19 protein-coding genes and 2 tRNA genes are annotated in these 16442 nt (G+C 38.1%); 11 read left to right on the top strand and 10 right to left on the bottom strand.

Annotated elements, in window-relative coordinates; translation table 11 throughout:
- The first annotated feature begins 1 nt into the window (after window position 1).
- From FCR2A7T_RS05180 to FCR2A7T_RS05145, 8 genes are all read left to right on the top strand, one after another.
- Window positions 2-1561, top strand: a complete 1560-nt coding sequence (locus FCR2A7T_RS05180; protein ID WP_023570236.1) for an NAD(P)/FAD-dependent oxidoreductase — start codon at window positions 2-4, stop codon at window positions 1559-1561.
- A 49-nt stretch (window positions 1562-1610) separates the two neighbouring features.
- Window positions 1611-2138, top strand: coding sequence for an isopentenyl-diphosphate Delta-isomerase (gene idi / locus FCR2A7T_RS05175; RefSeq protein ID WP_023570235.1), 528 nt, complete (start codon window positions 1611-1613; stop codon window positions 2136-2138).
- A gap of 33 nt (window positions 2139-2171) precedes the next feature.
- Window positions 2172-2582, top strand: coding sequence for a 6-pyruvoyl trahydropterin synthase family protein (locus tag FCR2A7T_RS05170; RefSeq protein ID WP_023570234.1), 411 nt, complete (start codon window positions 2172-2174; stop codon window positions 2580-2582).
- A complete protein-coding gene (locus FCR2A7T_RS05165) occupies window positions 2582-3040 on the top strand; it encodes a peroxiredoxin (RefSeq protein WP_035117385.1) in 459 nt (152 codons plus the stop codon). Before FCR2A7T_RS05170 ends, FCR2A7T_RS05165 begins: the two co-directional genes overlap by 1 nt.
- Complete coding sequence (locus FCR2A7T_RS05160; RefSeq protein WP_023570232.1) at window positions 3041-4012, top strand: type I phosphomannose isomerase catalytic subunit; 972 nt, start codon at window positions 3041-3043, stop codon at window positions 4010-4012.
- A 55-nt stretch (window positions 4013-4067) separates the two neighbouring features.
- Window positions 4068-4334, top strand: coding sequence for a hypothetical protein (locus tag FCR2A7T_RS05155; protein ID WP_023570231.1), 267 nt, complete (start codon window positions 4068-4070; stop codon window positions 4332-4334).
- Window positions 4335-4457: 123 nt separating this feature from the next.
- Window positions 4458-4531: transfer RNA gene (locus FCR2A7T_RS05150), tRNA-Thr, on the top strand.
- Window positions 4532-4591: 60 nt separating this feature from the next.
- Window positions 4592-4665 (top strand) — tRNA-Thr (locus tag FCR2A7T_RS05145).
- Window positions 4666-4773: 108 nt separating this feature from the next.
- On the opposite strand, the gene FCR2A7T_RS05140 is transcribed toward FCR2A7T_RS05145, so the two are convergent.
- The 8 genes from FCR2A7T_RS05140 to FCR2A7T_RS05105 all read right to left on the bottom strand — a co-directional run bounded on the left by FCR2A7T_RS05140 (window position 4774) and on the right by FCR2A7T_RS05105 (window position 11684).
- On the bottom strand, window positions 4774-5484 hold the full coding sequence (locus tag FCR2A7T_RS05140; protein WP_023570230.1) for a DUF4369 domain-containing protein: 711 nt from the start codon (window positions 5482-5484) through the stop codon (window positions 4774-4776).
- Window positions 5485-5642: 158 nt separating this feature from the next.
- On the bottom strand, window positions 5643-7502 hold the full coding sequence (locus tag FCR2A7T_RS05135; RefSeq protein ID WP_023570229.1) for a M61 family metallopeptidase: 1860 nt from the start codon (window positions 7500-7502) through the stop codon (window positions 5643-5645).
- Between the two features lie 45 nt (window positions 7503-7547).
- Window positions 7548-8489 (bottom strand): alpha/beta hydrolase family protein, encoded by a 942-nt coding sequence (locus FCR2A7T_RS05130; protein WP_023570228.1) that lies wholly within the window; start codon window positions 8487-8489, stop codon window positions 7548-7550.
- A gap of 46 nt (window positions 8490-8535) precedes the next feature.
- Window positions 8536-8817, bottom strand: coding sequence for a TIGR03643 family protein (locus tag FCR2A7T_RS05125; protein WP_023570227.1), 282 nt, complete (start codon window positions 8815-8817; stop codon window positions 8536-8538).
- A 152-nt stretch (window positions 8818-8969) separates the two neighbouring features.
- On the bottom strand, window positions 8970-9569 hold the full coding sequence (locus FCR2A7T_RS05120) for an alpha-ketoglutarate-dependent dioxygenase AlkB family protein (RefSeq protein ID WP_023570226.1): 600 nt from the start codon (window positions 9567-9569) through the stop codon (window positions 8970-8972).
- A 60-nt stretch (window positions 9570-9629) separates the two neighbouring features.
- A complete protein-coding gene (gene aqpZ / locus FCR2A7T_RS05115; protein ID WP_023570225.1) occupies window positions 9630-10337 on the bottom strand; it encodes an aquaporin Z in 708 nt (235 codons plus the stop codon).
- A 95-nt stretch (window positions 10338-10432) separates the two neighbouring features.
- Complete coding sequence (locus tag FCR2A7T_RS05110; RefSeq protein WP_023570224.1) at window positions 10433-10729, bottom strand: DoxX family protein; 297 nt, start codon at window positions 10727-10729, stop codon at window positions 10433-10435.
- 58 nt (window positions 10730-10787) lie between these two features.
- Window positions 10788-11684, bottom strand: coding sequence for an EamA family transporter (locus FCR2A7T_RS05105; RefSeq protein ID WP_035117383.1), 897 nt, complete (start codon window positions 11682-11684; stop codon window positions 10788-10790).
- A 179-nt stretch (window positions 11685-11863) separates the two neighbouring features.
- Between FCR2A7T_RS05105 and FCR2A7T_RS05100 the strand changes: the two genes are divergently transcribed.
- Window positions 11864-12451: a murein L,D-transpeptidase catalytic domain-containing protein gene (locus FCR2A7T_RS05100; protein WP_023570222.1), complete on the top strand. Its 588-nt coding sequence runs from the start codon at window positions 11864-11866 to the stop codon at window positions 12449-12451.
- 59 nt (window positions 12452-12510) lie between these two features.
- On the opposite strand, the gene htpG is transcribed toward FCR2A7T_RS05100, so the two are convergent.
- Window positions 12511-14391: a molecular chaperone HtpG gene (gene htpG / locus FCR2A7T_RS05095; protein ID WP_023570221.1), complete on the bottom strand. Its 1881-nt coding sequence runs from the start codon at window positions 14389-14391 to the stop codon at window positions 12511-12513.
- 168 nt (window positions 14392-14559) lie between these two features.
- Between htpG and FCR2A7T_RS05090 the strand changes: the two genes are divergently transcribed.
- Both FCR2A7T_RS05090 and FCR2A7T_RS05085 read left to right on the top strand, forming a co-directional pair.
- The gene (locus FCR2A7T_RS05090) at window positions 14560-15027 is read left to right on the top strand and encodes a lipocalin family protein (RefSeq protein ID WP_023570220.1); all 468 of its coding nucleotides are present in this window, start codon (window positions 14560-14562) and stop codon (window positions 15025-15027) included.
- A 22-nt stretch (window positions 15028-15049) separates the two neighbouring features.
- A complete protein-coding gene (locus FCR2A7T_RS05085) occupies window positions 15050-15745 on the top strand; it encodes an OmpA family protein (protein WP_023570219.1) in 696 nt (231 codons plus the stop codon).
- Between the two features lie 65 nt (window positions 15746-15810).
- Here the strand turns inward: FCR2A7T_RS05085 and FCR2A7T_RS05080 are convergent, their stop codons facing one another.
- On the bottom strand, window positions 15811-16440 hold the full coding sequence (locus FCR2A7T_RS05080; RefSeq protein WP_023570218.1) for an outer membrane beta-barrel protein: 630 nt from the start codon (window positions 16438-16440) through the stop codon (window positions 15811-15813).
- Window positions 16441-16442 lie beyond the last annotated feature (2 nt).

The raw sequence follows: 16442 nt of genomic DNA, 5'->3' as shown, positions 1-16442 counted from the left end.
CATGCCAAAAGAATTGCTAATTCAAGTAGCTCCAGAAATAGCTTCCAACGAGGAAATGTTGAAGGTTCATGTTTCGAAATTGCTTCATGTTTCTGTTTCAGAAATTCAACATCTAACTATTTTAAAACGCTCGATTGATGCGCGACAACGTGCCATAAAAATCAATCTTAAACTTTTAGTGTTTTATCAAGGTGATGAAGTTCAGTTGGATAAAATTACCCTTCCTGAATACAAAGATGTCAGCAATGCAGCTGAAGTTATTGTGGTTGGAGCCGGACCAGCCGGTCTTTTTGCAGCACTTCAATTAGTTGAATTAGGGTTGAGACCGATTGTAATTGAACGAGGCAAAGATGTTCGAGGAAGACGACGCGATTTAAAAGCTATCAACCGCGATCATATTGTGGATGAAGATTCCAATTATTGTTTTGGTGAAGGTGGAGCAGGAACCTATTCTGATGGTAAACTATATACACGTTCTAAAAAGCGCGGAGATGTTGATAGAATTTTACGACTTTTAGTAGCTTTTGGCGCAACACCGGATATTTTGGTGGAAGCACATCCGCACATCGGTACCAATAAATTGCCGCAAATTATTCAGGATATCCGCGAGAAAATCATCGAGCACGGCGGAAAAGTGTTGTTCGAAACCCGTGTGTCTGATATTCTCATCAAAAATAATGAAGTTCAGGGCATTGTCACTCAACATAATGATGTGATTGAAGCAAAAAAAATAATTCTTGCTACCGGTCATTCCGCTCGTGATATTTTCGAATTGTTAGACAGAAAAAAAGTTTTAATAGAAGCCAAACCGTTTGCTTTAGGAGTACGCGCCGAACATCCGCAAAGTTTAATTGACAGTATACAATATTCCTGCGATTTTAGAGGCGAGTTTCTGCCGCCGGCACCGTATTCAATTGTGAAACAGGTGAACGGTCGTGGGATGTATTCGTTTTGTATGTGTCCCGGTGGGGTAATTGCGCCTTGTGCAACCAGTCCGGGCGAGGTGGTAACGAATGGCTGGTCGCCTTCCAAACGCGATCAGGCTACTGCGAATTCCGGCATTGTAGTGGAATTGAAACTGGAGGATTTTAAGCCTTTTGCCAAATTCGGAGCCTTAGCCGGGATGGAATTTCAGAAAGCGATTGAGCAAAAAGCCTGGCATTTGGCAGGGGAAACGCAAAAAGTTCCGGCACAGCGTCTGGTGGATTTTACACAAAGTAAAGTGTCGGCAACCATTCCCAAAACATCCTATGTGCCTGGCACGACTTCCGTGGAATTAGGGCAGGTTTTTCCGGGCTTTTTAACGCAGATTATGCGCGAAGGTTTTGTGCAGTTCGGCAAATCGATGCGAGGGTATTATACCAATGACGCCATTTTGCACGCGCCGGAAAGCCGTACCTCGTCGCCGGTTCGTATTCCGAGAGATCATGAAACGCTGGAACATCTTCAAATAAAAGGACTGTATCCGTGTGGGGAAGGGGCGGGTTATGCCGGAGGAATCATTTCGGCAGCCATAGACGGCGAGAAGTGTGCCATTAAATGTGCAGAATCATTAAAGTAGCCATAGATTTACAATAGCTTTTCGTAATTTTACGGAGCAATTGAAAAAAATGACAGAAGAAAACGTAATATTAGTCAACGAAAAAGACGAGCAAATTGGTTTAATGCCAAAATTGGAAGCCCATGAGAAAGCATTGCTGCACCGGGCTTTTTCGGTATTTGTGTTGAATGAGAAAAATGAAATTATGCTGCAACAAAGAGCGCATCATAAATACCATTCCCCTTTGCTATGGACCAATACCTGTTGCAGTCATCAGCGCGAAGGAGAAAATAATATTCAGGCGGGAACACGAAGATTGCAGGAAGAAATGGGTTTTACCACCGAGTTGAAAGAACTGTTTTCGTTTATTTATAAAGCGCCATTTGATAACGGTTTGACCGAACACGAACTGGATCATGTAATGATTGGGTATTATAATAACGAGCCAAGTATCAATACCGATGAAGTGGAAAGTTGGAAATGGATGTCGATTGATGCCGTGAAATCCGATATGGAACAGCATCCTGATATTTATACGGTATGGTTTAAGATTATTTTCGATGAATTTTATCATTTCCTTGAAGAGCATAAACTTTAAAATTCTATTTCTGAATTCTAATTTCAACATTTAATGAGAGTAACAGTAAGCAGAAAAGCGCATTTTAACGCAGCACATCGTTTGTATCGCAAGGATTGGACCGCGGAGCAGAATGAGGCTGTTTTTGGGAAATGCAACAATCCGAATTTCCATGGTCATAATTATGAACTGATTGTAAGCGTGACCGGAAAAATCAATCCGGAAACGGGTTATGTGATGGATATTAAGGATTTGGCGGATATTATTTATGAAGAAGTCGAAACGCAATTCGATCATAAAAATTTGAATTTAGATGTTCCGGAATTTCAGGATTTAAACCCTACTGCTGAAAATATAGTGGTTGTAATCTGGAATAAAATCAGAAAAAGAATCATGGCCGGCAATGATTTAGAGGTTGTCCTCTATGAAACACCACGTAATTTTGTAACCTATAAAGGCGAATAATGGGAGAGATTAAGGTTGGCGATAAATTGCCTTTATTTGGGGGAAAAGACCAAAACGGTAATGATTTTTACATCAGTTCAGTGTTGCATAAAAAAGTGCTGGTGATTTACTTTTATCCAAAAGACGATACGCCGGGCTGTACGAAACAAGCTTGTTTTTTTCGTGATCAGTATGAAGAATTTAAAGATTTAGGAGCAGAAGTTATCGGTATAAGCGGTGACAGTGTGAAATCGCATAAAAAATTTGCCGCCGAATACAAATTACCATTTACCTTACTTTCTGATGAAGATAAAAGCCTGCGAAAACTGTTTGGCGTGCCGACCAACCTTTTGGGATTGCTTCCGGGCAGGGTTACCTATGTTGTAGACAAATTGGGAATTGTTCGTTTGGTGTTTGACAGTATGAACGCGGAAAACCATTTTCCAAAAGTGGTGGAAGCAGTGAAAAAATTAGTGTAAATGAATTTTGATTGTTATCCGCTGGTTTTTAAACCAATAATAAAAGACCGTATTTGGGGTGGAGAAAAACTTCATACCCTTTTAAATAAAGAGATTGCTACCCAAACAGCCGGTGAAAGTTGGGAAATTTCCACTGTTCCCGGCGATGTGAGTATTGTGGAGAACGGAAAATTTTCCGGCGTTTCTTTGAATGAACTGCTTCAAAAGTATCCGAAAGAAATTCTAGGAACAACCGTTTATGAACGTTTCGGAAATGAATTTCCATTATTGTTTAAGTTTTTGGATGCCCGGGATGATTTGTCGATTCAATTGCATCCGAATGATTTATTGGCGAAAAAGAGACACAATTCTTTCGGAAAAACCGAAATGTGGTACGTAATACAAGCCGATGCCAAGGCTGAAATTATTGTGGGGTTCAAAGACAAATCTTCCTCTGAAGAATTTTTACATCATTTGGAACAGAAATCACTTCCTTTCATTTTAAATAGAATTCCCGTAAAAAAAGGGGATGTTTTCTTTTTGGAAACCGGGACCATTCACGCTATCGGGGCAGGAGTCGTTATTGCTGAAATTCAGCAGACTTCAGACATAACTTATCGTATTTACGATTGGGATCGGGTTGATGCACAGGGAAATTCCCGTGAACTCCATATTGATCTGGCTTTGGATGCCATTACTTATGATGTGGTGCAGGCCCAACGAAAATACGAATCAAATGTGAATGCCGGTAATTTGGCGGTACATTGCCCTTATTTCACGACAAATGTTATTCCGCTTGACGGGAAAATGCACTTTTCGACAGACAGAAGTTCTTTTAGGGTTTTGGTTTGTACGGAAGGGGAATTTTATGTTGAAATGAATTCGTATTTGAAATATTCGTTTCAAAAAGGGGATACGGTTTTGCTTCCGGCTGCGCTGACTGATTTTGAGTTGGTTGGAAAAGCTACTTTGTTAGAAATATTTATTTCTTAACTTATTATCTAAAGAATAGTTGTAATTTTGCAAACGAAATTTTAAACAAAATAAAATGGCAAGCGTAAAAAACTTAAAAAAAGACATCAACTTCGTATTAGGTGATATTATTGAAGCGGTTTATATCTATGAGATGACTACAACAGGGAAACCAACTGCTGAATCTGATGCGTTAATTGATGAGGCTATTGCTTCTTTTGATGGTTTGATCACAAAAGTGAACCAAAAGAAAGTTGAAAATAAAAAAGCACATTACAGACAAATTAATAAAGATTTAGAAGTTGTTGCTACTCAGTTGGTTGAAAAAATCAACAAATTGTAGTCGGAAAAAATCTTGAAAAAAGTGTAAATAAGAATTTGGAAGTTTGAAAAACTCCATTATATTTGCACCCGAAATGTAATTCACGAACGCTTATAAATATAAGAGTTTTTGAATAATTGAGACGCCGGTGTAGCTCAGCTGGCTAGAGCAGCTGATTTGTAATCAGCAGGTCGTGGGTTCGAGTCCCTCTATCGGCTCAATTTTTTCAAACACGCTTCAGCGTGGTTTCTTACTGAAACAAAAGCAACAGTACAGTTGCCGGTGTAGCTCAGCTGGCTAGAGCAGCTGATTTGTAATCAGCAGGTCGTGGGTTCGAGTCCCTCTATCGGCTCAAAAGGCTTCCAATTTTGGAAGCCTTTTTTGCATTTATATCTTCTTGAAAATTAGCAATAAAAAAAGCGTTCACTTTAATGAACGCTTTTTTATACTTTAAGTTAAATTATTCTGAGGCTTTGCGTTTTGCGATGAATTCGGTTAACTGTTTACCGTATTTGGATTTGGCAACCTCAGGAGACATTGATTTTTGAATCGTATCTAAATACTTGATGTTGGCGTCATAAATCTCTGTTAAGGCGATATACGGAGCTACTTCGTGTTTTCCGTTGTTTACGGCAAAATTAATAGCGTCCAAATAACTTCTCATAGTTAGTTTGTCGGCGCGTTGGTTTAAGCTGTCCAGTTTTTGCGCGCTATTTATTTTTCGTGCCAAAATGGTTAAACTGAATGTTTTGTTTTTTTCGTCATTGTAACGCATTTTGATTTTCTTGAAATCATTGTAAAGATCGTTGTTTTTAGATCCGGTTATTTTCGCTTTGGCGTAAAATTCTTTTAAAGTCGTTTCGATGGTCATGTTACCCGGCTCAGCAAAGAATGGTAAAATATTATCCAATGAATTCGAGGTTCCCCTGTTTAAGGATAAATACAACATTTCTGCTTCTGGTATCTGAATGTCGCTTTTGAAATTGGAATTCCCATCAATTGTGATGCTGTCCAATGTTACTAAACTAGTGTCTACAATATGTTGAATGTATAGTTCTCCTTGTTTTAGCCCTTCTACCTTGCCGGTAATGTGCAGGTTTTTGTCATTTTCTTTTTTATTGCAGGCTACCAAAGCTGAAAAAGCAAAAGCAGCGATCAGTATTTTTTTCATTCCGTTTCGTTTTTAATGATTGCAAAGTAAAGAAAATTAATTGAAACGCCTATAAAGAAACGTTTGTGCCTTTGTATTACTTGAAAAGAACCTGTTTGTATCCATAAAAAATCCCCGAGCTACTTTTGTAAATCGGGGATTGATGTTCAGTTTAAGAATTAGCCTTTTAACCAGCCTTCTTTTAATTTTGCTTTGCTGTTGTCTGTGGCATGATACCCTTCGACTTCGTCCATTGGTAAGGTGATTTTTCCTTTAATAACCTGTTCTTTGCCGTTACGTTTGATTTTCATTGTGATTGGGTCACCTTCTTTCCAGCCCATACTCAACATGATTAAATCGTAAATATTATCAAGGTTGTAATTGGTGTCGTTTACACTGACGATAATATCGTTGTTTTTGATTCCAAGGGTTTTCATAAAAGCATTCAATTCAATTTCCGGAAGAATTTTGATTTCTTTGGTGGATTGATCTACTGTTATATAAGGCGTGGTTTGGTCTTTTAAAAACGGATTACCTGCTTTTTTAACTTTTGCCTGTGTTACTCCCATTTTGGCGAAATACTGATCGTATGGAATCGGAGTTTCTCCGGAAACATAGGTTTTCAGGAATTCACCTATTGCAGGATAGGATAAAGAAGTGATTTTTGCAAACAATTCGTCATCGTTAAAGGCTTTTTTAGTTCCGTATTCTGCAGATAAAGCGTGCATTAAATCTAAAATTCCTTTTTCGCCGTTGCTGCTTTCTCTCATTTGGATGTCTACACACATTGCAATCAAAGCACCTTTTAAGTAAACATTATAGTAAGAGTCTTTGTATTGTTTGTCTAAAATGTTTTTACTCATTGTGGTAAACGGCATTTTTTCATCAAAACGCTTGGACTGGTCGATTTTATCCACCATTCGGTTGTAAAAATCTTCTTCAGAAATCAATCCTTGGTTTACTTGGAACAGATTTGCGAAATATTCGGTTACTCCTTCATACATCCATAAATGTTCTGACATTTTAGGGTTGTTGAAATCGAAATACTGGATTTCATTAGAGTGTACTGTTAAAGGCGTTACGATATGGAAAAATTCATGGGAAACCACGTCTTTTAATTGTTCCAATAAGGCTGCTTTCGGCATCATTTCCGGCATTACTACTGTAGTAGATGTAGTGTGTTCTAAAGCTCCGAAACCTTTAGCATCAGCTTTTTTCATGTCGGATAAATACAATAGAACACTGTATTTTTTGGTAGCATTTACCGGACCTAAGAATTTTTTCTGAGCACGCATCATGGTTTCCATTGCAGGAGTGATGTCGGCTGCTTTATAAGTTCCGTTAGGCGAATATACACTGATTAAAATATCCATGTCGTCTACTTTAAACGTCGTGTAATCCGGTTTGGAGTACATAATCGGGTGGTCAACCAATTCCGCATAACGGGAAGTCATGAATACATCCTTATCGGCGCTGGCATCGGTGTCGGTTAAGGACGTTGCACCCCATAAAGCCGCAGGATGTGTAACGGTTACTTTGTATGGTAGTTCTGATTTTCCTTCAAAATATCCAACAAAGCCATGGGTGTTTATCATGAAGTTTTCTCCGGCTGCTATGTTTGTTCCGGCGGGAGAAAATACATCTTTTCCGCCCATACCTCCTGAAACTTCCACGTCAAAAGAGTCGTTTACCAGATACGTAATCTTGCTGATTTTTTTTGCATCGGCAATAATCCATGAATTTTCGTCTTTTTTCGTAATGGTTAGCAGGTTGCCTTTTGCATCATAAGCTTTCACCGCTTCAATGAATCTTCCGTAATTGTCTTCTGAATAGGTTCCTGGAACAGTTTTTGGAATGTGGAATGTAACGGTTTCCGTAGTGAAAGTTGGTGGGGTAATGGTCACCATAACTTTGTCGTCGTTTACGTTTACCAGATCAATGGCAACATTTACGTCGTTTATTGTTGGCGTGTTGTTTTGCGCTGTTTTACAACTTACCAAAACTGCGGCCAATGCCAATGTGCAAATTAGTTTTTTCATTATTTCTTTTTTGATATTGAATAAGTAGCAGAGTTGCGTTTTTTGTTACAACTTACGGTTTAAGAATTTTAGTATGGTTTCGGAAAGTTCCGGAGCGTTTTTTAAATTAGGGTTAGAGTAGGAATTCATGTTTTCAGTTTTATCGCCTTTGATGGTTTTAAAAACGTGGTTCATATTTTTAAGAATAACCAGCTCACTTTTTTTATTGACCTGATTTAAGAGAAGGGCATCTTTAGGTTCTACTTGTAAATCGTTGTCGCCGTTGATGATGAGTATCGGGCAGTTCAGTTTTTGGATTTCCTCCTGAGGGTTGTATTTTATCCATGAAATAAGATACGGCTGTACACTTGCTCTGAAAATGGATTCCAGTACAGGAACTTCATTTTTAAAAGTTTCGCCTTTTTTGAGCAGGTTGAAAGAAGCAGTGATTTTTTCCTTTTGCGAAGGTAATTGTTTGTCAAGTTGTTCTATCAGTACTTCGTCGATAGATCTTCCGGCACCTGAAATTGAAATATAAGCGTTTGCATTGATTTCACGGGCGGCAATCATGCCCACTAACGACCCTTCACTGTGTCCGGCAAAAACGATTTTTTTGTAATTGTTTGTTTGTTTAAAATGTTCGGCAATGCTTTTTGCGTCCGAAATTAAATCTTCAAATCGCGATTCGGATTCATTGATATTTCCAGCTATAATCTGAGCGATGATTCTTTTGTCAAAAGTAAATACACTATATCCACCGTTTGCCAGATCTTCCGCCAGATATTTCAGCGAATTGTTTTGCATTCCGATTTGGTTTCCGTTACGGTTTGTCGGACCGGAACCTGCCAGAAGAATGACTAATGTTTTTTTGGTTTTTCCTTTTTCTGGCGTATACAAGTCGCCTTTCAGTAAAGAGCTTATGATGATTTCTTCTTTGCCAAACGTTTCATTTTGTGAATAAGTGAATGAAGAGAAACACAGTAAGAAAAAAGTAATAATTGTTTTCATAGTAGATATAAATAAAAAATCCCCTAAAAGTAGGAGATTTTTGATGTTAATCCATTTTATTTTTAAAATAGTATTTGCTGTCTAAATCGTCATCCTCAATTTCATTGAATTTTAGAGGTTTTGGTTTCGGTTTGCTTGCTGTAACCTTTTTTTTCCAAAGCTCGAAATTGTCTTTGGATAATTTTTTCCGCATCAGTTCCGTGACATCGTTTTCTGAAATCCCAAATTCTTCTTTTAATACTTCAAAAGGTTTTTTTTCCTCCTGAGCCATAGTGACAACACGCTCTAACGTTTCGTTGTCCATTTCTGAAATCTTTCTTTTTTGCATTAGATAAAAAATTAATACAATAAATGGTTTTAGTTGTGTTTACAAATTGATACTCAATATTACTAAAAAAACACCTTTAGAAATACGAAGTTTTTATTTTTCATGAATTTACAAAAATCAGACCAAAAAGGAAATCACCTTTGCATTTTGTTTTATAAAATTGTACGAAACGTAAGATTTATTCGCTGATTTATTGGTTTTGCTGTTTTCGGAATCTGGTGCTTCCAATAGTGTTGGGTAGTGCCTTTCATCAAAAGAAGGCTACCATTTTCCAGGAGAAGGTTTTGTTTGCAATCTTTAATAGTGTTGTGTTTTAGCTGAAACACCCTTTTTTCGCCAAAACTTACCGAAGCGATTACCGGATTTTGACCTAATTCTCTTTCGTTATCGGCATGCCAGCCGTTGCTGTCTTTTCCGTCTCGGTACAAATTGAGTAAAACGGAGGTAAATGTTTGACCAGTTGCTTTTTCGATTTCCGATTTGATGTGCAGCAGCAATTCATTCCATGGATGGGGTTGCATGGTAATGTTGGAATAGGAGTACGGTTTGCCTTCATTTCCGAATAAAGCCGTTAGTCGGGGTTGCTGGTATGTTTTTCCGAAAACAGTGATGCTGTCCTGTTGCCAGGGAATGTCTCTGTAAAGTTTCTGAAAGATGTTATTGGCTTCGCTTTCCGGGAAAAAATGCGGATAGTAGTCGATTTCGGCATCGGGTAAATCGAAATTGATTTTATCTTGTGGAAACAAATTCATTGATCAAAAATAAAAAAAGCGATGCACAATTGCATCGCTTTTACTTTGAGTTTTTTACATTTATTCGGCTTCGTTGTTCTGAAGCAGGTTTTTATAAACAAATCCGGCAACCAGTGCGCCCAAAACAGGAGCCAGCCAGAACAACCACAATTGCATCAATGGTTCGCCTTGAACAAATAAAGCCTGAGAAGTGGAACGGGCTGGATTTACGGAGGTATTGGTTATCGGGATGCTTATTAAATGAATTAAGGTCAGCGCCAATCCAATTGCAACTCCGGCAAACTTTCCATTAGCGAATTTGTCCGTAGCGCCAAGAATAATTAAAAGGAAAAACATGGTAAGTATAAATTCGGCAGTAAATGCAGACAACATGGAATATCCGTCTGGGGAAAAAGCACCATAACCATTGGAAGCAAATGCTCCGGCTTTAGTATTGTCAATGGCGAATCCAGCCTTTCCGGATAAGATGAAAAACAAGGTGGCAGCTGCTGTAACGGCACCGGCACATTGTGCGATAATGTATGAAATCAGGTCTTTTGCTTCAAAACGTCCGCCGGCCCATAACCCTATAGAAACTGCAGGATTGAAATGTCCGCCGGAAATATGTCCGATGGCATATGCCATGGTTAAAACCGTTAAACCGAATGCTAAAGCGACACCGGCAAATCCAATGCCTAAATCGGGAATGCCCGCTGCAAACAAAGCACTTCCGCAACCTCCAAATACTAACCAGTAAGTTCCAAAAAATTCCGCAAATAGTTTTTTCATAATAGTGTTATTTGATTATTGATTGGTTAAAAATAGTTTCAGGTATAAATATAAGCCCATAAGATTAAGGCCAATTGTAGTGGTAAACGGATAAGTCATAACCAGGAAGGAATGCCCAAACTGGCGGTATCGTCTAAATACATATAAATATTGGCAGGAAACACCGCTAACAATAATGTAATAATGCCCAAAGCGGCGAATTTTGTAAGTATCGGGATGCAAAGTGCTGATCCTAATACAATCTCTGAACCACCACAAATAAGGTTGAGTGTTTTTGGTTTGGGGAAATACGGTGGAATTATTTTATGATAAATTTTGGGAACCCTGAAATGATTTATACCAGCAATAATGTAAAGTACGGCCATGAGGTATAAATGCCAAGGTAGATTCATAATAAAACGTTTTATTTATTACGAATTTACTTAAAAAAGTATTGAAAAAAATAAAATGTTATGATTTTTTTCTGAAATTCATATTCATAATAGCAATGGCTAGTATAATTAATAAAATTCCAATCCATTGTGTTGCAATAACGGTTTCGTCTAAAATAACAAAAGCCATGGTAACTGATACGGGTAATTCCAATGACGATACGATGCTCCCTAATCCAATTCCGGTATGCGGAAATCCGGCATTCATTAGCATTGGAGGAATTATTGTTCCGAAAACAGCCAACACAATTCCCCATTTCATGAAAATTCCGAAATTAAAAGGAGTGGTTTGAGTAGCAATTGAAAATCCAAAAACAATTACTGCTCCACCTAAAAGCATGTATAAACTTCTTTGGGCAGATGAAATTCCAACAGCTATTCGGTTAGCCGTAAACATTGTAGTTGTAAAAGAAGCTGCAGCCAACATTCCCCAAATGATTCCGCGGATATCCAAATTGATACTACTGTTTATTAGGTTGGTTGCAAGAGCCGTTCCTATTAAAACAATCACTACAGAAGCTATTTTTTGAAGCGAAGGCGCTTTTTTATCCAAAATCCATTCCAGCAAAACACCCATCCAAACGGTTTGCATCAATAAAACAATTCCGATGGAAACCGGAATGTATTTTACCGCCAAATAGTAGAATACGCTGGTCATTCCTAGAGAGGTGCCGGCCAGCATCAGATGGAAAATATTTCTTCCGGATGCTTTAACAACTTCATTTTTATTCTTTGCTTTTTGAAAAGCATTAATGAGTAAGATTCCAATAATTCCTAATATAAATTGTGAAGAAGTAACTTCCGCAGTAGTGTAATGCTCATTATAGGCCAGTTTAACAAAAGTGGCTAACATTCCATAACTCGTAGCGCCTAAGCCAACTAAGAAAACTCCCTTTAATACTCTGTTCCCAAACATATTTTCAATTTTAAAAAGCCGGCAAAGATAAGCGTTTTGTTTCAATTATGCTGTTTGTTGACACAAAGTTGTGGTTTTTGATTTGTGAGATACATTAGTGAAGTGGAATTATTTCAGCGGAACTATACTAAAATAAAAATAGTTGTGTTTTGAAAGGAGTGCTAAACTTTTAATGTTTTATGAAAAGAACCTTTCTTCTGCTTTTGCTTTCTTTCGTTTGCTGTAATAACACCAACAATGAAAAAGCTAAATATTCCGATTATCATGCGGAAGCCAAAAAATATTGCAAGAACCATAATTTTAACGAAGACTATTATTTTTTGGTGGATCTTAGCGTTCATTCCGGGAATAACCGTTTTTATGTTTACGATTTCCGTTCTTCTGAAATTGTAGATAAAAATCTGGTAACGCATGGCGCCTGCGATCATTTTCAAACGAATCTGACCAAATACAGTAAAGCAAAATTCAATACTAAAGTAGACAGTCATTGTTCGATGAAAGGGAAATACAAAATCGGGAAACGGGATTACAGTTCGTGGGGAATTAACGTAAAATATTGGCTGAAGGGTTTAGAGGCTTCCAACAAAAATGCAGAAGAAAGAGTCGTTGTTTTGCATTCCTGGGGGAAAGTTTCGGATAAAGAAATATTTCCGAATTACAGTCCGCTCAGTTGGGGCTGTCCGGCAGTTTCCGATGCTTTCATGAAAAAACTCGATGAAAAACTGCAGGCAAGCGGGAAGCCGGTTTTGCTTTGGATTATTGAATAAAAAAACCTGTAAATTTGCGTTTACAGGTTTTTACTATGATGAGAGTTAATAAATCGTTGTTATTTAATCAACTCAAAACTACGTTTTACAAAAGCGGTCAAATCTTCGCCTTTCAGTAAACCTTGCGATAATTTTGCTAAGTCTAAAGCTTGTTTTACCAAACTTTCCTGAGCGTTTTTGTCTTTTTCGTTAAGAATAGATGTTGCCAAATCCGAATTGGTGTTTACTACCAGATTGTACATTTCCGGGAAATTGCCCATACCGAACATTCCGCCACCGCCGGTTTTGCTCATTTCTTTCATTCTGCGCATGAATTCCGGTTGTGTAATCAGGAATGGTGCGGCTTTGCTGTCCATGGCTTCCAATTGTACCGTGTAAGTAGTTGTCGGAACAATGCCTTCCAAAGTGGTTTTTAGCGTTTCTTTTTCATCATCGGATAATTTCGAAATCTGGTTGTCTTCTTTCTTAATTAAATTGTCGATATGGTCCGAATCTACGCGAACAAACATCAGGTTTTCGTTGTCGGCTTCCAATTTCTGAATCAGATGCGATACGATTGGCGAGTCCAATAACAAAACTTCATATCCTTTGGCTTCAGCTGCTTCCACATAACTGTGTTGTGCATCATTGTCGGAAGCATACAAGATTACTAATTTTCCGTCTTTGTCGGTTTGCTGGTCTTTAATGGTTTCTGTCAGTTCATCCAGCGTAAAATATTTCTTGTTTACGGTTGGATATAAGGTAAACGCTCCTGCTTTTTCGTAGAATTTCGGTTCCGATAACATTCCGTATTCCAAAACGATTTTGATATCGTTCCATTTTTGTTCGAAATCTTCTCGGTTTTCGGTGAATAGCGATTTTAGTTTGTCGGCCACCTTGCGAGTGATGTAATTCGAGATTTTTTTCACGGCACCATCCGCCTGTAAATACGAACGCGATACGTTTAACGGAATATCCGGAGAATCGATAACTCCTTTCAGCATGGTAAGGAATTCCGGTACGATGCCTTCCACATTATCGGTCACAAAAACTTGATTTTGATACAGTTGGATTTTGTCTTTCTGAATCTGTAAATCGGCCGACATTTTCGGGAAATACAAAATTCCGGTCAGGTTGAACGGATAATCAACATTTAAATGGATGTTGAATAATGGCTCCTCAAACTGCATCGGATACAATTCACGGTAGAAATTTTTATAATCGTCGTCGTTTAATTCTGAAGGTTGTTTGGTCCAGGCCGGCGTTGGATTGTTGATGATGTTGTCCACCTCAATTTCTTCCATTTTTTCATCTTCGCCTACGCCAAACGCTTTTTTCTCTTTACGGGTTCCGAATTTAATCGGCACCGGCATGAATTTGTTGTATTTGGTTAGCAGTTCACGGATTTTGAAATCTTCTAAGAATTCAAGCGAATCTTCGGCAATGTGCAGGATGATTTCGGTTCCGCGTTCGGTTTTGTCAGACGGAACTAAAGTGAATTCCGGACTACCGTCACACGTCCAGTGCGCTGCCGGCTCGTCTTTATAAGATTTGGTGATGATTTCGACTTTTTCAGCCACCATAAAAGCAGAATAAAAGCCCAAACCAAAATGTCCGATGATGCCACTGTCTTTCGCTGAGTCTTTGTATTTTTCCAAGAATTCTTCGGCACCTGAAAAAGCGACCTGATTGATGTATTTTTCAACTTCATCGGCTGTCATTCCCAAACCTTGGTCTATGATGTGCAGTTTTTTGCCTTCCTTGTCGATTTTTACTTCGATTATCGGGTTACCGTATTCCACTTTTGCTTCACCAATACTGGTAAGGTGTTTTAATTTCAGAGTGGCGTCGGTAGCATTGGAAACCAATTCACGAAGGAAAATTTCGTGATCGCTGTACAAGAATTTTTTAATTAAGGGAAAGATGTTCTCTACCGAAACGTTAATTTTTCCTGTTGTCATATTTTTGAGTTTTAAATTAATGTTGATGTTTTTCCAATAGTCAAAATCAGTACCAATTTGAAAAATATGACAAAATGACGTAGCAATAGGTTTACAAAAAATTAATTTGTAAATTAGTCCTTCTTGAATTTTGAGAGTACATTTGTATCAGTAACTAAATTTATTTCTATGAAAAAAAGCATTGTTTTATTGTTGTTGTCCGTTTTTGCTCTTGGCTGTAAGTCAAGTCAGGCAACAAAGCTGGACATGAAATCAGAAGTTGCGGTGAAAGGAAATTGGGAAATTGCCTCGGTTTCTTATCCGGGTTCTGAATACATAAAAGTTACTTCATTCGATATCGCCGATTCGAAATGTTTTGTTGGGAGTACATGGAAATTCGTTTCCAATAATAATAAGGGGCAAATGGCCTTAACGAAATCGAATTGTGCCGCATTTTCCTCCGACATTACATGGTTTATCAATAAGGAGGGAAATATGGTCATTAAATTTTTGAACGGTGAAAAAGCTAAAAGAGTTACGGGTGGTTATGTTTTAAGAGTGGCCAATCAAACCGGGACATCTTTTCAGTTGATTGATAAAGCCAATGTTGGCGGAAATACGGCTGAAGTAGTTTATCAGTTTCAAAAAGTAAATTAAATAAATTAATAAATAAGGCAATATGAAAAAGGTAAAAATATATGTATTGGTGGGTGCTGTAGCTTTAAGTTCCCTTTTAGGAAGCTGTGAGGCTGCAAAAAATACCAATAAAACGCAACGTGGTGCCGCAATTGGTGCAGTAGGAGGTGCTGTTATTGGCGGTATTTTAGGGAATAATATCGGTAAAGGTGGTAATACTGCTTTGGGTGCTGTAATTGGCGGTGTTGTAGGCGGTGTTGCCGGAGGTTTGATTGGAAATAAAATGGACAAACAAGCCCGTGAAATCAAGGAAGCTTTGCCCGGAGTTGAAGTACAGCGCGTAGGGGAAGGGATTCATTTGGTATTGGGTGAGAATTCAGTGAATTTCGATTTTAATAAATCAAACCTAACGGCTACAGCAAAACAGAATTTGGATAAACTGGTTCCTGTTTTCAAAGAATATCCGGATACCAACATCCAGATTTTTGGGTATACCGACAGCAAAGGTTCGGATGAATACAATTTGAGTTTGTCTGAACAACGTTCGGCAGCCGTAAAAAATTATCTTGCCAGCAAAGGTTTGGTGGCTTCCCGTTTTAAAACGGTTGGAATGGGCGAAGCGGATCCTGTAGCCGACAATGAAACTGATGCAGGAAGAAGTAAAAACCGACGTGTGGAATTTGCCATTACAGCTAATGAAAAAATGGTTCAGGACGCTAAAAAAGAAGCAGGTAATTAAACTGTTAATGGTATAAAATAAAAAATCCCGGTTACTTCCGGGATTTTTTATTATCTGTATGTTTATTATGGTTCTCCAAAAGTATAGGAAAGTCCAACTGTAAAATTGTAAATAAAAGTAGAAGTGGCATTTGGTGATCCTTTAAATTCCGGACTGGTGTAAGTGTAATTACCATCAAACCAATAGTGTTGTGAAAGGTGAACAATTCCTGTTGCATCCAGTCCGACTGCTAAATTATCGGTAATTGAGAACTGTGGATTAACACCAAAAATAATATGCCCGATTTCATCCGTTCCGCCTTGAGGAATTGTTACGGATTTTTGCATGGAATATCCAACACCCGCATGACTCAAAAGATTAAAAGTCCTACTGTAAAAATAACTTCGGGTATCAATAAGATTGGTTAGATTACAAGCAGCCTGAATAGAAATTCGGGACACATCAATACCTTTTTCGACAGGTGTTTTCTGTGTTCTGAATTTATCCATTCCGTAATCAAGTTTTATACCCCAAGTGTCCCCAAACATATATCTTCCTCCGAAATCAAGATGCGAGAAATCACTCAATCCAGGATCTTTTACTCCTGATATACCATAACTCGCGTCAATGGAAAAGTTATTGTAAACTCTTTGTCCAAATGATAGCGAAGTAAAAAGTAATAAGATGAACGTCAAATTTTTAACTGAAAAACTCATGC

It is taken from the genome of Flavobacterium cauense R2A-7 (genome assembly GCF_000498475.1).
GTDB lineage: Bacteria > Bacteroidota > Bacteroidia > Flavobacteriales > Flavobacteriaceae > Flavobacterium > Flavobacterium cauense.
This window is presented reverse-complemented; position numbering and strand designations above follow the sequence as displayed.

Bases quoted from the DNA above. Each gene is read 5' to 3' on its own strand.
- FCR2A7T_RS05180 (WP_023570236.1), top strand. From the start codon at position 2: ATGCCAAAAGAATTGCTAATTCAAGTAGCTCCAGAAATAGCTTCCAAC.
- idi (WP_023570235.1), top strand. From the start codon at position 1,611: ATGACAGAAGAAAACGTAATATTAGTCAACGAAAAAGACGAGCAAATT.
- FCR2A7T_RS05170 (WP_023570234.1), top strand. From the start codon at position 2,172: ATGAGAGTAACAGTAAGCAGAAAAGCGCATTTTAACGCAGCACATCGT.
- FCR2A7T_RS05165 (WP_035117385.1), top strand. From the start codon at position 2,582: ATGGGAGAGATTAAGGTTGGCGATAAATTGCCTTTATTTGGGGGAAAA.
- FCR2A7T_RS05160 (WP_023570232.1), top strand. From the start codon at position 3,041: ATGAATTTTGATTGTTATCCGCTGGTTTTTAAACCAATAATAAAAGAC.
- FCR2A7T_RS05155 (WP_023570231.1), top strand. From the start codon at position 4,068: ATGGCAAGCGTAAAAAACTTAAAAAAAGACATCAACTTCGTATTAGGT.
- FCR2A7T_RS05140 (WP_023570230.1), bottom strand. From the start codon at position 5,484: ATGAAAAAAATACTGATCGCTGCTTTTGCTTTTTCAGCTTTGGTAGCC.
- FCR2A7T_RS05135 (WP_023570229.1), bottom strand. From the start codon at position 7,502: ATGAAAAAACTAATTTGCACATTGGCATTGGCCGCAGTTTTGGTAAGT.
- FCR2A7T_RS05130 (WP_023570228.1), bottom strand. From the start codon at position 8,489: ATGAAAACAATTATTACTTTTTTCTTACTGTGTTTCTCTTCATTCACT.
- FCR2A7T_RS05125 (WP_023570227.1), bottom strand. From the start codon at position 8,817: ATGCAAAAAAGAAAGATTTCAGAAATGGACAACGAAACGTTAGAGCGT.
- FCR2A7T_RS05120 (WP_023570226.1), bottom strand. From the start codon at position 9,569: ATGAATTTGTTTCCACAAGATAAAATCAATTTCGATTTACCCGATGCC.
- aqpZ (WP_023570225.1), bottom strand. From the start codon at position 10,337: ATGAAAAAACTATTTGCGGAATTTTTTGGAACTTACTGGTTAGTATTT.
- FCR2A7T_RS05110 (WP_023570224.1), bottom strand. From the start codon at position 10,729: ATGAATCTACCTTGGCATTTATACCTCATGGCCGTACTTTACATTATT.
- FCR2A7T_RS05105 (WP_035117383.1), bottom strand. From the start codon at position 11,684: ATGTTTGGGAACAGAGTATTAAAGGGAGTTTTCTTAGTTGGCTTAGGC.
- FCR2A7T_RS05100 (WP_023570222.1), top strand. From the start codon at position 11,864: ATGAAAAGAACCTTTCTTCTGCTTTTGCTTTCTTTCGTTTGCTGTAAT.
- htpG (WP_023570221.1), bottom strand. From the start codon at position 14,391: ATGACAACAGGAAAAATTAACGTTTCGGTAGAGAACATCTTTCCCTTA.
- FCR2A7T_RS05090 (WP_023570220.1), top strand. From the start codon at position 14,560: ATGAAAAAAAGCATTGTTTTATTGTTGTTGTCCGTTTTTGCTCTTGGC.
- FCR2A7T_RS05085 (WP_023570219.1), top strand. From the start codon at position 15,050: ATGAAAAAGGTAAAAATATATGTATTGGTGGGTGCTGTAGCTTTAAGT.
- FCR2A7T_RS05080 (WP_023570218.1), bottom strand. From the start codon at position 16,440: ATGAGTTTTTCAGTTAAAAATTTGACGTTCATCTTATTACTTTTTACT.